Source organism: Rhizobium sp. NXC24, from assembly GCF_002944315.1.
Lineage (GTDB): Bacteria > Pseudomonadota > Alphaproteobacteria > Rhizobiales > Rhizobiaceae > Rhizobium.
Map to the genome: position 1 here is coordinate 1544149 of NZ_CP024314.1, position 13418 is coordinate 1557566.

The 13418-nt window shown below is 57.4% G+C and carries 14 protein-coding genes; 6 read left to right on the forward strand and 8 right to left on the reverse strand.

Translation table 11 applies throughout. The annotated features are described in order from the left end of the window. Positions 1 to 254 precede the first annotated feature (254 nt). Entirely contained in the window at positions 255 to 1124 is an 870-nt protein-coding gene (locus tag NXC24_RS31330) for a helix-turn-helix domain-containing protein (protein ID WP_348632765.1), read from the reverse strand. Between the two features lie 854 nt (positions 1125 to 1978). Between NXC24_RS31330 and NXC24_RS31335 the strand changes: the two genes are divergently transcribed. Next, positions 1979 to 2488, forward strand: coding sequence for a DUF995 domain-containing protein (locus NXC24_RS31335; RefSeq protein ID WP_104827195.1), 510 nt, complete (start codon positions 1979 to 1981; stop codon positions 2486 to 2488). Between the two features lie 134 nt (positions 2489 to 2622). On the opposite strand, the gene NXC24_RS31340 is transcribed toward NXC24_RS31335, so the two are convergent. From NXC24_RS31340 to NXC24_RS31355, 4 genes are all read right to left on the reverse strand, one after another. After that, on the reverse strand, positions 2623 to 2901 hold the full coding sequence (locus NXC24_RS31340; RefSeq protein ID WP_104827196.1) for a hypothetical protein: 279 nt from the start codon (positions 2899 to 2901) through the stop codon (positions 2623 to 2625). 227 nt (positions 2902 to 3128) lie between these two features. After that, entirely contained in the window at positions 3129 to 3485 is a 357-nt protein-coding gene (locus tag NXC24_RS31345) for a hypothetical protein (RefSeq protein WP_158704594.1), read from the reverse strand. 327 nt (positions 3486 to 3812) lie between these two features. After that, positions 3813 to 4235 carry a universal stress protein gene (locus tag NXC24_RS31350; RefSeq protein ID WP_104827198.1) on the reverse strand — a complete coding sequence of 141 codons (423 nt, stop codon included), beginning with the start codon at positions 4233 to 4235 and terminating at the stop codon, positions 3813 to 3815. Positions 4236 to 4486: 251 nt separating this feature from the next. Further along, on the reverse strand, positions 4487 to 5320 hold the full coding sequence (locus NXC24_RS31355) for a universal stress protein (RefSeq protein ID WP_104827199.1): 834 nt from the start codon (positions 5318 to 5320) through the stop codon (positions 4487 to 4489). Between the two features lie 284 nt (positions 5321 to 5604). Between NXC24_RS31355 and NXC24_RS31360 the strand changes: the two genes are divergently transcribed. Then, complete coding sequence (locus NXC24_RS31360; protein ID WP_104827200.1) at positions 5605 to 6402, forward strand: thioredoxin family protein; 798 nt, start codon at positions 5605 to 5607, stop codon at positions 6400 to 6402. Positions 6403 to 6546: 144 nt separating this feature from the next. Here NXC24_RS31360 and NXC24_RS31365 read toward each other — a convergent pair whose 3' ends face one another. After that, positions 6547 to 7959 carry an XRE family transcriptional regulator gene (locus tag NXC24_RS31365; RefSeq protein ID WP_104827201.1) on the reverse strand — a complete coding sequence of 471 codons (1413 nt, stop codon included), beginning with the start codon at positions 7957 to 7959 and terminating at the stop codon, positions 6547 to 6549. 196 nt (positions 7960 to 8155) lie between these two features. Here NXC24_RS31365 and aceA point away from each other — a divergent pair, with 196 nt between their 5' ends. Together aceA and NXC24_RS31375 are read left to right on the forward strand one after the other, a co-directional pair. Next, positions 8156 to 9445 (forward strand): isocitrate lyase, encoded by a 1290-nt coding sequence (gene aceA, locus NXC24_RS31370; RefSeq protein ID WP_104827202.1) that lies wholly within the window; start codon positions 8156 to 8158, stop codon positions 9443 to 9445. Between the two features lie 27 nt (positions 9446 to 9472). Then, entirely contained in the window at positions 9473 to 9718 is a 246-nt protein-coding gene (locus NXC24_RS31375) for a hypothetical protein (protein ID WP_104827203.1), read from the forward strand. 177 nt (positions 9719 to 9895) lie between these two features. Here NXC24_RS31375 and NXC24_RS31380 read toward each other — a convergent pair whose 3' ends face one another. Further along, positions 9896 to 10222 (reverse strand): hypothetical protein, encoded by a 327-nt coding sequence (locus NXC24_RS31380; RefSeq protein WP_104827204.1) that lies wholly within the window; start codon positions 10220 to 10222, stop codon positions 9896 to 9898. Positions 10223 to 10401: 179 nt separating this feature from the next. Next, positions 10402 to 11391, reverse strand: a complete 990-nt coding sequence (locus tag NXC24_RS31385) for an aldo/keto reductase (RefSeq protein ID WP_104827205.1) — start codon at positions 11389 to 11391, stop codon at positions 10402 to 10404. 464 nt (positions 11392 to 11855) lie between these two features. Here NXC24_RS31385 and NXC24_RS31390 point away from each other — a divergent pair, with 464 nt between their 5' ends. After that, positions 11856 to 12296 (forward strand): ParB N-terminal domain-containing protein, encoded by a 441-nt coding sequence (locus tag NXC24_RS31390; protein WP_104827206.1) that lies wholly within the window; start codon positions 11856 to 11858, stop codon positions 12294 to 12296. A 123-nt stretch (positions 12297 to 12419) separates the two neighbouring features. Next, positions 12420 to 13415, forward strand: coding sequence for an ornithine cyclodeaminase (locus NXC24_RS31395; RefSeq protein WP_245464092.1), 996 nt, complete (start codon positions 12420 to 12422; stop codon positions 13413 to 13415). Positions 13416 to 13418 lie beyond the last annotated feature (3 nt).

Genomic DNA, 13418 nt, shown 5'->3' on the forward strand with positions numbered 1-13418 from the left:
AGCGGCGTTGTTGTTGCTGTTTTTATACTTAAGGAGTCATTAACTGTCGTTAGCTGCGCATCCTGAAATTTGCCGCAGCGTCCATATTTACAAACGCTCATACAACCGGCCGTAATTTTTGGGACAGACACCGGATCGCGGTGACCTGTTTGGGGGAAGGTCTGGTCAGATCGAAGATGGATGGGCTCGGTTAAGCCGCCGTCGCGGCATTGGGGCGTAACCCCAGCCAGATGCCGGCCGTAACTGCGCTTCTATTAATGTCCGAGGGAATTCAGCCAGTCGCCGAATGGGTTTGCGCCATCCTTCGTGTCCGCGGGTGAAACCGCGCGTGCAAGAAAGGGCGGAGCGGCGACATTTCGGGCCTCGCGCGGCGTGTAACCAAATTCCTTGCTGAACGCCCGGCTGAAGTGGGCCGCAGAGGTAAACCCGGTTTCTGTGGCGATCTCCACGATCTGCTGCCGATTGACGGTGTTGCTGAGCGCGACATGCGCCGCAAAAAGGCGACGCTTTTGTATATAATGGAGCACGCCGCCACTCGACTCGAACAATTGGTAGAGTCGGGTGCGCGAAATGCCAAGCTCCCGGCATAGCGCATCCGGCGTGAGATCTTGCGAACTCAGATTGCGCTGAACGAAACGGCGTACGCGCTCCATCAGAGCCAAATTACTCTGCTGCTTCTCGGGCCCGGAATGGTCCGCCGATGACGAAATGCATGTCACCAGCATATCGTGCATTGTTTGGACGACGCGGGGCAGGTCCGCCGCAGTCATGCTGGATAGCTTCGCCTCGACGCTGTCGAGATAATCGATCAGCAGCTTCGCGTAGGTGTCGGAGAATATCGTATTGCTCTTGATCTCGTTGAACGCGGGCATGTCCAGAAACAATTCCCGCGGCAGGTAGACGGAGAGACTTTGCGCGTCAGTAGCCCTTCCCCGGAACGGATGGCCCAACGATCGCAGCTCCACTCGTCCGGGCGCGCCCTTCGACACGTTTCCATCAACCTCTGTCCAGCTTTGGCCGGCGCGCAACAAGACGATATGCCAATGGTCGATTGAATTCGATCGCAGCTTTGTCACCGAACGCGAATAGGAATGTGCCGGTACCGATTGCTGGACGACCAGCATGCCGCCAAGATTCCAGGCTGTGTGATCGGCAGGAAAGCCAGCTTCCTCCGACACACCTTCCGGTAGCCTGATATCGATCAGAGACGCCAAATACGTCTGCCAGGCCGCGAATTGATCGCCCTGGGGCAAATCGTGCGTGGAGAACCGCAGAGGTTCCAGGGCCGGCGGCAAAGGCGGATTTGTTTCTTGAATAGTATCCGACGCCCGAGGCCAACGCCGGCGCTCGACTTGGAATGTAGGGTGCGTGCCCGCCTGCCCGTCTTTTTGTCCTTCGACGGGAGCCTGCGACGAATGCCCTTTCTGAGGTGAGTCAGGCAATATTTCCTCACAACTTTCGGGAGGCCATTTGTACCACTCTAAGTGTCTATCAGCAAATGATTTAAAACCAAATCGTTAATGATGGATGACGCATATATCTATTCAATCTGACGGGGAAACTAAAATGCCCTTTTGAGCGCGAAATTTTCGCGCCAATGCCGTTTCGTCTTCTTCAGAATCATCAACCACATCAGAATAGCCAGATCGTTGACCTGCGGCCATCGCCTTCCGTCGCAAACCCCAAGCTCAATTCAAGAACCTCGCTTTCTCTGAAGATCTCGGCATGCAGATCATCGCGATCGGCCGAGAGATAGCCATCCGCAACGCGGCCCTCGTTTGGAGAACTGCTCTCCCTTCCCATCCATGCTTGGATGCGGCGTGGCCGCGATATCCGCCGCCGCGAAGGATTCGGCAGCTTGCAAGATCAACCGCAAGCTGCTCAAATCGACGAACAGACGGCCGGAATCTCCATTTTTACAAAGCCGCTCTGCCGTAGTTCATTCGCCGACAGACAATCAACAGACAGGAGGAAACCAATGACTGTATTCCGAACGCTGTTACTATTGGGCGTTTTTGCCGTGACCAGCACCGGTGCCTTTGCCGCCAATACCGCGCAAGATAAGATGAAAAAACCTCCAGCCATGTCAGTGCCGCTGACTGCTGAGAACGTGTTTCAACTTTATTACAATCGTACCTGGATCTGGAAAGACGGCGCAGGCTATTTTGCGGCGAAAGCGCGCGAATTCAAGGCTTGGTCTGGGGAGGGAACGGGGTCCTATGGGATTGGCCGTTGGTTTGCGACGGACGCCGGCAAACTATGCTTCAGGGCCACTTGGTACGCCAAGACAGGGAAAGCCTTGGCGTTGACATGTTTCAGTCATCGCAAGAAAGGCAATACCATATTCCAGAAGCGCGAACCGGATGGAGATTGGTACGCATTCAAAACTCCGGCCAATGTCGACGATGAATACCAAAAGGTGCGGCCCGGAGATTACGCGACGGCGGGATTCAACCGCATGCGGATCAAATTGTCGCAAAACAAATAGACCGAGCATTCTTGCAGGACATTGATCCTGTTTGGCGAGGCCGTCTGCATTTGTGCTCCTTCAGGAGCGGAGCGGAGGGCTTCTCTGACTTTATCGCAGAGCGAACTTGATGCTGAGGCGTGTGAGGAAGCCATTCACCTCAGGAAGCATCTCGACGTATGTCCGAATCCGCTTGGTGTACAAATGTACGGCGCCCCGCCGAGATAAATCGGCTTTGCGGTTTTTGCCGAAACGTTTTTGCTCTTGATTGTTTTCTTTTTTGAATCGGCCGGCTTCATAACGTTTTGATCACCCCGCTCAGCCGAGATTGATTGCGCGGCCGCCATGTTCATTGGCATGGCTGCACAAACGGCAACAATCAAAGCGGGCGTTACTATCTTCAGCAATAACTTCATTCTACTGTTAGTAAACATCCCAAATCTCCCCCATAATTTGGAAGTGTTTTATCCAAGATGTATTGCAGGACGTTTAACGAATATCCTGACGAAGCTTACGACTTATAGGGCAATGCTCATGTTTGGCGTCACCATGCCAAGACTGACTAAACCTGCCAAACCGAAGCAATCCCTGAAGGGGACGGTAGGTTGGCGGTGACGCCTATCCAAATCACATAGATATGCTGCTGTTGTTTTCGTGTCGGCTATTGCGGAGGCGGCGCCACGCGGCTCAACTGAGGGGCTGTCTCACGCGCATTGGAATCCAGTTTGGGCTGATTGCCCACGGCCTCCACGGCTGCATCGAGGAGCTGAAAAGCGTACTCCAAGGCCGCATCAGTGTCTTCGCCGCAAAGCCCTGATTTCTTGCATCGATTTTGAAGCGCTTGCTTGATTCCCCGCCTTATCGAGGACAACGGTTCAGTTTCTGGTCCGGCGAGAAGTTGACGCAAGCAATTTGCGGCGACGATTTCCGAAACGATGAGTTTCCCCTCGATTTCACCGAGCGTCGGCATTGCAAATCGCTCTCCACCTCTTCGGCATTCCCGATCTGTTGTCAGCATCGTTTTTCCTCCCGTGGATTCGTTTTGACCTGCGTCCTCATCGAAGGCTCTTCCAATCCGCATAAAACGATGCAGCATGCCTTCTAATGGGCAGTCTTTCGTAGGCGTTTCCTAAATCAAGAACGATAGGCTGGTAATCGTAGTGCCGATCCGCATGCCCGGCATCGTGGCGCGGAACGGTACTGGTGTGGAGCGTGCAATTGAAGCCGCCGCCATTCTTGTCAGGCGGTAACCATCATCCAGCATCGGCACTATGATCCTTACATCGAATTTTTCCAAGGCCAGATTTTAGCTCGACCAAGAATTCGCATCCCATGCCTTCAATCTTCATTGTTTCGCTTCAATCCGATCGACGTGCACGCAACATTTCGCATGGTGCGTGATCTGGTCGACGGTAGATCCGAAGACGCGATCGAGGACATCGGGCCTATGGCCCGCGACGACGATCAAATCCGCTTTGACTTCGGCCGCAATCGCCAAGATCGTATCGCCGGCACGACCGGGGCGAACATGGATAAGTGCGGGAACCGACAGTTGCTTGCAGAGCTGTGACAGCTTCTTCTCAGCCTCGTCGATAACCGAGACGGCCCAGCCGTCCGGTTCTTGACTGGTGATGGAAGGAAAACGTTCCACGACATGAACGACATGCAAGCTGCCATCGGTCTCGAGAAGCGATTGAGCCGTGCGCACCAGATGCTCCGCTCTCTCCCGTGATCCAAGGCCTACGGCGCAGACGATCGTCTTATACATATTTCACCTCAGAAGAGATCTCTGCCGCTTCCGCCGACAAATTCGGTTCGAATCCCAGAGCATGTGCTTGTTTCCAAAATCGGTCCGCGCTCAGTATATCCACTTTGAAGCCGTTGCCTAACCGTAGGCTCAGAGGAACGCACAATTCATCCGGATCATCGATGAACTCCGGAGGGCAGCGAACTAAATATGCTCTCGCGGTTGATGATGACGCTCAAGCAAGAGGGGCGGCACGCCGCCTCCGAAGGGTATCATCGCGTCATCATCAACGGGACGGGCGCAGCCTCCAGCATCGAGCGCGTGGTGCCTCCGAAAATCCGCTCCCGCATGCGCGAATGTCCATAAGCACCCATGACGATCAGTTCGGCGCTGATATCCACGGCATGTTGCCGCAGGACTTCGGCGACGGTCCTGCCTCCGCCTGACAGAATATCGACTGAGACATTGACGCCGTGTCGTGCAAGGAAGGCGGCGATATCCGCGCCCGGCTCTTCGCCGTTGCCGCGGGTCGATGCGCGTGGGTCAACAATGACGACGTGCACGTTTTCGGCTGCCGTCAGTTGCTCCATTGCAGCGCGAACGGCCTGACTTGCCTCGTTGCGGGAATCCCAGGCAACGAGCACCACGCGCGGCTGAAGCGTGGCAACGCGCCCTCTCGGTGTAATGAGAATCGGCGCCGACGAATGAAACAGCGCACCATCCAATACGCGCCACCGCATATCATTTTGGGCCAGGAGACCGCCGCCGACGAGCGTCAGGTCGGCGTAGCGAGCGCGTTCGCCAATTTCATTGTCGACCCATCCGTACTCCGTTAGCAGACTGTCCACATCAAACGAAATATTGCTCGATTGCAGCAGAGTTTTTGCGGTTGCCACCTGCTGGCTGAGGCTCTGCACCTCACGCTCGCGCTCTTCGGCCCATGCGGAGGAAGAGACTTCGCCGTATCCGCCGACAGGCGCTATCGCAAGCGCTGTCACCAGCACGGAAAGATGCGCCCCCGCCGCACGGCACAGCTCGATCGCCGAACGCAGATCCCCGTTGTCTTGATTGATGCCTATGATGCTCAAAACGGTTTTGGCTCGCATGGTCATACCTCATGTTTGAAGTTGTTCGATCAGCGCCATTCTAGGCCGATCTTGGCGCTCCGCCTTGATCCTGGTCAAGACCGTGGATAGCGCAGGACGCGGCGCCTCTCGCATGCCGGCTGCAATCAGCGGGCGCCGTTTGAAATACCGCCACACTTGTTACTCCCACTGGTCGCTCTCCGGTGCCAGACTATCTCACGACGAACAACGAGCGTTAACCAGCGAATGAAATCGTGCCTCAACCACGAGCGCGGCAATTCGCCCAAGCCAGGAGATTCAAAGCCATGACTACATCAGCCGAGAATGGTCGGAATGGTGGGCGGCCTGCGATTCATGCACCACCGGTCGTGTCGTTGCAGGAATGGGAGGCGGCCCGCCAAAAATTGCTCGTGAAGGAAAAGGAGCAGACCCGCGCCCGTGACACCCTGGCCGCCGAGCGCCGGCGAATGCCGTGGATGGAAGCGAAGACGGACTACGCATTCGAGGGGCCTTCGGGCAAGGTAAGCCTGCTCGATCTCTTCGAAGGTCGGCGGCAACTGATCGTCTATCGCGCCTTCTTTGAGCCGGGCGTATTCGGCTGGCCCGACCATGCCTGCCGGGGCTGTTCCATGGTGGCCGACCAGGTCGCCCATGTTGCCCACCTGAATGCCCGCGACACCACCCTCGTCTTCGTCTCGCGTGCGCCTCAGGCGGATATCTCGCGGCTGAAGGCGCGGATGGGCTGGGAGGAGATTCCCTGGTTCACCATCACCGACAATTTCGACACGGACTTCGGCGTCGACGAGTGGCACGGCACGAACGTATTCTACCGCGACGGCAACCGCGTGTTCCGCACCTATTTCATCAACAATCGCGGCGATGAGCAGATGGGCGGCACCTGGAACTACCTCGATATCACGCCTCTCGGTCGGCAGGAGGTTTGGGAGGATTCGCCCGAGGGCTATCCCCAGACGCCGACCTATAAATGGTGGAACTGGCACGACAGCTATGTCGCGGACGCGGCTCCCGACAAGAAGTGGGTCGAGGTCTCGGACGCCGGCGAGGCGGCGTTCCGAAACCAAGACACAAACACCAGGCCATGAGCCAAGCTTGTTCCAGAGGATCGGAAGTGCCAATCTCTGCCGCGAATAGCTGGAACCAGCAGAAGAGAGCCGTCACGGCAATCCTGGCTGGTTCCCGCCAGCGGCCTGAACGGCTGTCCGATACAAGAGGACCAATTAGTGGCATCACTGGAAGTCGAAGACACTGAGCCCGGCCGCCATTTCGTCGAGCCCGAGAGGCCGCGTCACCGGCGGCTCGGCCCTTGCAAGACAACCCTGACGCTCGCAGAGACGGCAGGCAGTGCCGATTGCGATCGGAGCCGCGGCAAGAGCCTTGCCATAGACAATTTCCTCCCGAAATCCGAGATCGCAGCCAACGAGAAGCGCGGTGCGGCGGACCCTTTCGCCGAAATTGGCCTGCGGACCCTCGATCGTGCGCGATATCGTCAGAAAGCCGGTACCGTCTGGCATTTCGACCGCTTCGACCAGAATCTGCCCAGGCTGCGCAAAGGCAGCATGGACATTGAGCTTGGGACAGCCGCCGCCGAAGCGCGCCTGCGGAAAGCCTTGAGCCCCCACCTTGCGCAGGCGATGCCCTGCCCCGTCGATCTCCATCAGAAAAAAGGGAATGCCGGCCACACCCGGCCGCTGCAAGGTCGTCAGGCGGCTGGCCACCTGCTCATAGGATGTGCCGAAACGGGCGCGCAGCGCGTCAATATCGTAATGCAAACGCTGCGCCGCGTTGTGGAAGGCACCGTAGGGCATCATCAGCGCATGCGCGGCGTAGCGCCCCAATTCGAAGCGGGCAATGCGGTTTGCTTCCGGCGTCGATAGCGATAGCGCCTCGAGTTCGGCATGGATTTCCTCGCGCAACGCCGGCAGCGAGACTTCGGTCGCAACCTCCTGCAACTGATCGAAAGGGGACAGACGCTCCGACAGAAAGAGCCGCATCGAGTGGCGGTCATAGCGCCGGCGCAGGTTCGGCATGGCGTGGACGGGCAGCGTGCGCACGGCAATGCCATGCTCGCTGCGAAGCCATGTCTTCAGCGCCGCCGCCAGGTCGTCTCCCGGCGCCAGCTTCGCATGAAAGGCCTCAGCGGCATCCTCGATGCCGGCGAAGAAATTCGCGCGATGCTCCAGCCTGTCATGCACTTCATCGAGCGGCAGGCGCGGGCCGGCAAGCGCCGGAACACGGCCCTCACGCGCGAGAAGCTCGGCCAGGTCGGATAGCCGCGCCGCCTGCTCACGATAGGCGCGGTAAAGCCTGATCATGCCATTCGCAGCATTCGGCGCCGCTTCGGCAACTTCGATCAGTTCCTGTTCTCCCGGGATTTCTCCCGCCAATAGCGGATCTGCAAAGACCTCACGCAACTGTCCGGCGCCGCCCCCGGCCTCGCCCCGGAGCGCGTCGAGATCGACCCGGTAAACCGAAGAGAGCTTCAAGAGAAGCTGTACGGTCAGCGGCCGCTGATTGCGCTCGATGAGATTGAGATAAGAAGGGGAAATCTCCAGCGCCTGCGCCATGGCCGTCTGCGTCAAACCGAGGCCATTGCGAATGCGCCGCATCCGGGGGCCGGCAAAGATCTTGCGCTCAGCCATCTGTCATTCCTTTTACAAATTGTCCGGCCGCAAAGATTTACAGATTTGACAAATTTACTGCACCACTCTGTCAAGCGCAAGACATCCTAACTCTTTTCAATTCGGGATTCGGCCGTTTTCATTGGCTTCACGCCGCACTGCAATGTAAATTTAGTCACATCACGAAACGCAAAGGGTTGGGAGAAGGAAAACTGCTATGACTGATTTTTACAAACTCATTTCGGCGGCGCCTGCTGGCCGCTTCGACGGCATAGAGCGGCCCTATACGGCTGACGATGTCAGGCGGCTGCGTGGATCGATCTCTATTCGCCATAGCCTAGCCGAGATGGGAGCGAACCGTCTTTGGCAGCTCATCCACGAAGAGGATTTCGTCAATGCGCTCGGCGCGCTGTCAGGAAACCAGGCGATGCAGATGGTTCGCGCCGGTCTGAAGGCAATTTATCTTTCCGGCTGGCAGGTTGCGGCCGATGCCAATACGGCGTCCGCCATGTATCCCGACCAATCGCTCTATCCGGCCAATGCCGGGCCGGAGCTCGCAAAGCGGATCAACCGCACGCTGCAACGCGCCGATCAGATCGAGATTGCCGAAGGCAAGGGCCTTTCGGTCGAAACCTGGTTCGCGCCGATCGTCGCCGATGCGGAGGCTGGTTTCGGCGGGCCGCTCAACGCTTTCGAGATCATGAAGGCCTATATCGAGGCTGGCGCTGCCGGCGTGCATTTCGAAGACCAACTCGCTTCGGAAAAGAAGTGCGGTCATCTCGGCGGCAAGGTTTTGATCCCGACTGCGGCCCATATCCGCAATCTCGATGCCGCTCGTCTAGCGGCCGATGTCATGGGTGTTTCGACACTGGTCATCGCCCGCACCGATGCCGAAGCAGCCAAGCTTCTGACATCCGATATCGATGAACGCGATCGTCCTTTCGTCGATTACGAAGCCGGCCGCACTGTGGAGGGTTTCTATCGGGTCAGGAATGGCATCGAGCCCTGTATCGCCCGCGCCGTCGCCTATGCACCGCATTGCGACCTGATCTGGTGCGAGACATCGAAGCCGGATCTGGAGCAGGCGCGAAAATTTGCCGAAGGCGTGCACCGGGTTCATCCGGGCAAACTGCTCGCTTACAATTGCTCGCCGTCCTTCAACTGGAGCAAAAACCTCGATGACGCGACAATCGCCAAGTTCCAGCGCGAACTCGGAGCGATGGGCTACAAGTTCCAGTTCATCACGCTCGCGGGCTTCCATCAACTGAACTACGGCATGTTCGAGCTTGCCCGCGGCTACAAGGCTCGCCAGATGGCGGCCTATTCGGAACTGCAGGAAGCGGAGTTCGCGGCCGAAGCCAATGGCTACACCGCCACCAAGCATCAGCGCGAGGTCGGCACCGGCTATTTCGACGCCGTCTCACTGGCAATCACCGGCGGCCAGTCTTCGACCACCGCCATGCATGAATCGACCGAGCACGCGCAATTCAAGCCGGCTGCAGAATAAATAACCATCAATCGGAGGAGAACGACAATGCCATCCATCGCACGCATCAGCGAAAGAACCGAAGAACAGTCTTCGAGCATGAATGCCGACCAACAGGCTGTTATCCGCATGCTGGCTAATGAGCTGCATCGCCTCAACCAGGTCGTTATGGATGCGGTCGAGGCTGGAGTCTCCGTCGAACTGGTACGTTCCGCTCGCCATCACAGCGGCAACGGCAACTGGGGCGACCTGTTGACCCCCGTCATCGTCGCCAATGGCTCTCACACCGCCTAAGGCGTCATCGTTTGAATGAGCACAGACCGTTTTTCAAACTAGAGCACCCCGCTTTCGGTGGTCCACCAGAAAGCGGGGTGCTCTGAATTGATGCTTATGATGGCATCCGATATTTTACCGGCCATAGCAGGCCTTGGGACCGAGAGCCGATCTGCCCTTAGAGCGAAAGGAAGGCTCTTAATCGCAGACGCGCACGCGCTCGTAATGATATCCGTCGTCATATTCGTTCTGAACAGGACGGCTCTCATGCCAGCATCTCGGCGGCGGCGGTGCAGGCTCATATACTCCACCACCATTGGCGATTGCGCCGCCGATTATGCCGCCGATAAGCCCGGCTGCAACGCCGCCAGCGATTACATTTCCATCATGGTGATGATGATGACGCCGTTCCGGAGGCGGGCCGTCCCGCCAGTCATATTGCTGCGCTTGGGCAAAACCACCAATCAATGTGCTGCTTGCAAACACTGCAGTAAAGAAAACCGAAAGAACTGTCTTTTTCATCATGACCACCTCCGACGCCGCACGCCATACGATTCAAGTCTTCGACTCAGTTAAGGAACGCTTTCAAACATGATAATATTTGCCTGAATATGGCGTGAACGCGTCGTTTTGATTTAATTCATCAAAATCTCGAAGGGGTCATGATGGTATTCCGGTCATAAACCTCGCAGGCTGCTCCTGGCTCAGAACCGCTGCGGAGCCGCCGGCTTGTTTCCGGCGATGGCGTCGATACGAGCCAACACCTCGGGTGTCAGCTTATCTCTGTGTGCCAGCGCTGCCAGGTTGTCCTCCAGTTGGCTCATGCGCGAGGCGCCGAGGATCACCGTGGACACATGGGGGTTCGAAAGGCACCAGAGCAGAGCCATATGGGTGATCGAAATGCCGATCTCTTCCGCGAGATCAGCCAGTTCCACCACCTGGGCAAGCCGAGCGCGGCCGGCGTCGCTCGCCCATCTCTCCTTCAGCCATTCATAACCCGGCAGGTTCATGCGGCTGTCGTTCGGCACCCCCTTATTGTACTTGCCGGTCAGAACGCCCGATGCGAGCGGCGACCAGATCGTGGTACCCAAGCCCATCAGGTCATAAAGCGGCAGGTAGTCACCCTCGACCTTCTGGCGTTCGAAAATATTGTATTGCGGCTGTTCCATCGTCGGCGGCGTGATGCGCAGATCGCGGGCCACAGCATAGGCTTCGGTCAATTGCTGGGCTGACCATTCCGACGTACCCCAATAGAGGATTTTGCCCTGGGTAACGAGATCGTGCATGGCGCGAACCGTTTCCTCGATCGGGGTATCGATGTCGGGCCGGTGGCAAAAATAGAGATCGAGATAATCCACCTGCAGGCGCTTCAGCGCAGCGTGAGCGGCGTCCGTAACATGCTTGCGCGACAGGCCCCGTTGAGTCGGCTTCTGGCCACCCCAAAACACCTTGCTCGAAACGATGAAGCTATCTCTGCTCCAGCCCAGCGATTTCAGGGCTTCACCCATGACAACTTCGGACTTTCCGCTCTCATAGCCCTCGGCATTGTCAAAGAAATTGATGCCGCTGTCATAAGCACGCGCCATCAGACTTACGGCATCGCTGCCTTCGACCTGCCGGCCGAAGGTAACCCACGATCCGAACGAGAATTCGCTGACCTGCAGACCCGACTTTCCAAGACGACGATATTCCATGGTGCAACTCCTCCGGGGGCAATCGATGCGGCAACATAGGCGCATAGCAGCAACAAAGACAATCACCTTCCCGTCAGCTTTCGTTGAATACAAACGCCGGATTTGCGCGTCGTCCTCCCCATTCAGCGGCGGTCGGCGCAAAGGATGATCGGAACGACAAATTGCCGAAAAACTATCTGACAAGCAGAATGACGAGCACATGAGACCCCGCCGCGTGTTGCATGCCATATGGGCTTTGCGACAGCATCGCATGGCTCATTTTCGCACAACCTCTTATACTATCAATAGTTGTTATACTTTTGTTAGCCAGATTCTAACGCACTGTTTTAGATAGATTCTTAGTTTAATTCTAAAGTTGATTATTTCCATCATCTTTTATTGACTGCATCTTAAAAGGGTGTAAGTTCCCGCTCATAAACGATCCGGCTTGCGCTCTCGCAAATCATGACGTCGGGGAGGCGTGAATGAAAACGAGCATTGTTCAGTACCAGCTTCTCGACCCCAGGAGGCTCATTCCAACCGAAGAAATCGACAGTGACAGGGTCACTGAACTCGAACGGGAGATCGTCCAATCCGGCCGATGGACGCGGCCGATCACCGTCCATCGCGGCGATTGGTTCGTCATGGACGGGCACCACAGGCTCACCATTGCGCAACGCCTTGGCTTCAAAGTCCTGCCAGTCGTTCTTTTGGACTACGACACCGTCCGGGTGGAGGCATGGCGGCTGGGTGAGACAATCACTCCCGACATGATTTTCGAGATGGCGCGCAGCGGCCGAAAATTCCCCTGCAAAACGACGCGCCACATTTTCGAAGGCCCGCCGCCGGCTTGCGATATTCCTTTGAGGGATCTCCGGCATCCCGACCCCAGCCCAAGCGCCAAACATTCAATGGCTCCCTCCTAAGGCGAGAGGCCAAACGGCCCAGCGCAGATCCTCCCATCCCGATGGTCGGATGAGCGAAACGCTCGCTCAGCGCGCGTCCCTTTTCACCTCACATCACATCGGCAACATCGAAAGGCATCGACGATGACCAAGACGTTCATGCACACGCCTGCCATCCATATCCTCACACGTTCCGACCTATCGGATATCGAACTGCCACCGGCGGAGGTCATTCGGCTCGTCGAAGACGCCTACTTGTCCTATGCCAACGGACAGTCGCGTTGCCCGACCAAGCTTATGATGCCGCTCCCGAACGAGCAGCGGGATGCGGTATCCTATTCGATGCTCGGATATGATGGCGCGCTCGAACAGGTCGGGTTCAAGACCTCCTATCGCCAAGGCAGCGAAAGCGCCGAAAAATACTACACCACGATCAGCCTCTATGACGACACGACCGGGCTTCCCTTCGCGTTCATGGATTGCCATCGCGTTGGCGGTTCGCGCACTCCGGCGACGACCACGATCATTGCCAAGCATTGCGCCAAGGAGGACGCTCGATCGGTGCTGATGATCGGGACAGGTGCGCAGGGCATCAATACGCTGCCATATCTTCTGACCGCCCTGCCCCGCCTGCAAACCCTGCGCCTCTTTGGCACGCATCCCGACGGGATTGCCGCGAGCCTCTCCACATTTGCCAAGTATTTTCCTGATCGTGAGATCGAGTTGGTGAAGGATGTCCCGGAAGCTGTCGCAGCGTCCGATATCGTCGTGGCCGCCTCCGGCCGGGCCGCCCACCCCAAAGTCCAGACCAAGTGGCTCAAGCCCGGTGGTCTATTGATCTCGGTTGCCAGCAAGGGGATTGAATCGGGCGCATTGCACGATGCGGATTATGCGATCGCGACGAACGAGGGTCAGTTGGGCGTCACCGGAAAGAGGCTCGCCGGCGCGGACGGCGTTGCCAAGATCGATGCAGAACTGCCTGAAATCGTCGGCGGCCGCAAACCCGGACGCAACACCCAAGAGGACCGCGTGTTCGCCTTCAGCAGCGGCATGATCATCACGGATATCCCTGTCGCCCATGCATTGGCCACCAGAGGGATTGCCGCCGGCCGCGGCAAGCGGGTTGAACTATGGAGCTAATGA

What these genes read in the sequence shown, in the direction of transcription:
- NXC24_RS31355 (WP_104827199.1), bottom strand. Translation starts at nt 5,320, where the DNA reads ATGCGAGCCAAAACCGTTTTGAGCATCATAGGCATCAATCAAGACAAC.
- NXC24_RS31375 (WP_104827203.1), top strand. Translation starts at nt 9,473, where the DNA reads ATGCCATCCATCGCACGCATCAGCGAAAGAACCGAAGAACAGTCTTCG.
- NXC24_RS31350 (WP_104827198.1), bottom strand. Translation starts at nt 4,235, where the DNA reads ATGTATAAGACGATCGTCTGCGCCGTAGGCCTTGGATCACGGGAGAGA.
- NXC24_RS31340 (WP_104827196.1), bottom strand. Translation starts at nt 2,901, where the DNA reads ATGTTTACTAACAGTAGAATGAAGTTATTGCTGAAGATAGTAACGCCC.
- NXC24_RS31360 (WP_104827200.1), top strand. Translation starts at nt 5,605, where the DNA reads ATGACTACATCAGCCGAGAATGGTCGGAATGGTGGGCGGCCTGCGATT.
- NXC24_RS31395 (WP_245464092.1), top strand. Translation starts at nt 12,420, where the DNA reads ATGACCAAGACGTTCATGCACACGCCTGCCATCCATATCCTCACACGT.
- NXC24_RS31385 (WP_104827205.1), bottom strand. Translation starts at nt 11,391, where the DNA reads ATGGAATATCGTCGTCTTGGAAAGTCGGGTCTGCAGGTCAGCGAATTC.
- NXC24_RS31345 (WP_158704594.1), bottom strand. Translation starts at nt 3,485, where the DNA reads ATGCTGACAACAGATCGGGAATGCCGAAGAGGTGGAGAGCGATTTGCA.
- NXC24_RS31335 (WP_104827195.1), top strand. Translation starts at nt 1,979, where the DNA reads ATGACTGTATTCCGAACGCTGTTACTATTGGGCGTTTTTGCCGTGACC.
- NXC24_RS31365 (WP_104827201.1), bottom strand. Translation starts at nt 7,959, where the DNA reads ATGGCTGAGCGCAAGATCTTTGCCGGCCCCCGGATGCGGCGCATTCGC.
- NXC24_RS31380 (WP_104827204.1), bottom strand. Translation starts at nt 10,222, where the DNA reads ATGATGAAAAAGACAGTTCTTTCGGTTTTCTTTACTGCAGTGTTTGCA.
- NXC24_RS31330 (WP_348632765.1), bottom strand. Translation starts at nt 1,124, where the DNA reads ATGCTGGTCGTCCAGCAATCGGTACCGGCACATTCCTATTCGCGTTCG.
- aceA (WP_104827202.1), top strand. Translation starts at nt 8,156, where the DNA reads ATGACTGATTTTTACAAACTCATTTCGGCGGCGCCTGCTGGCCGCTTC.
- NXC24_RS31390 (WP_104827206.1), top strand. Translation starts at nt 11,856, where the DNA reads ATGAAAACGAGCATTGTTCAGTACCAGCTTCTCGACCCCAGGAGGCTC.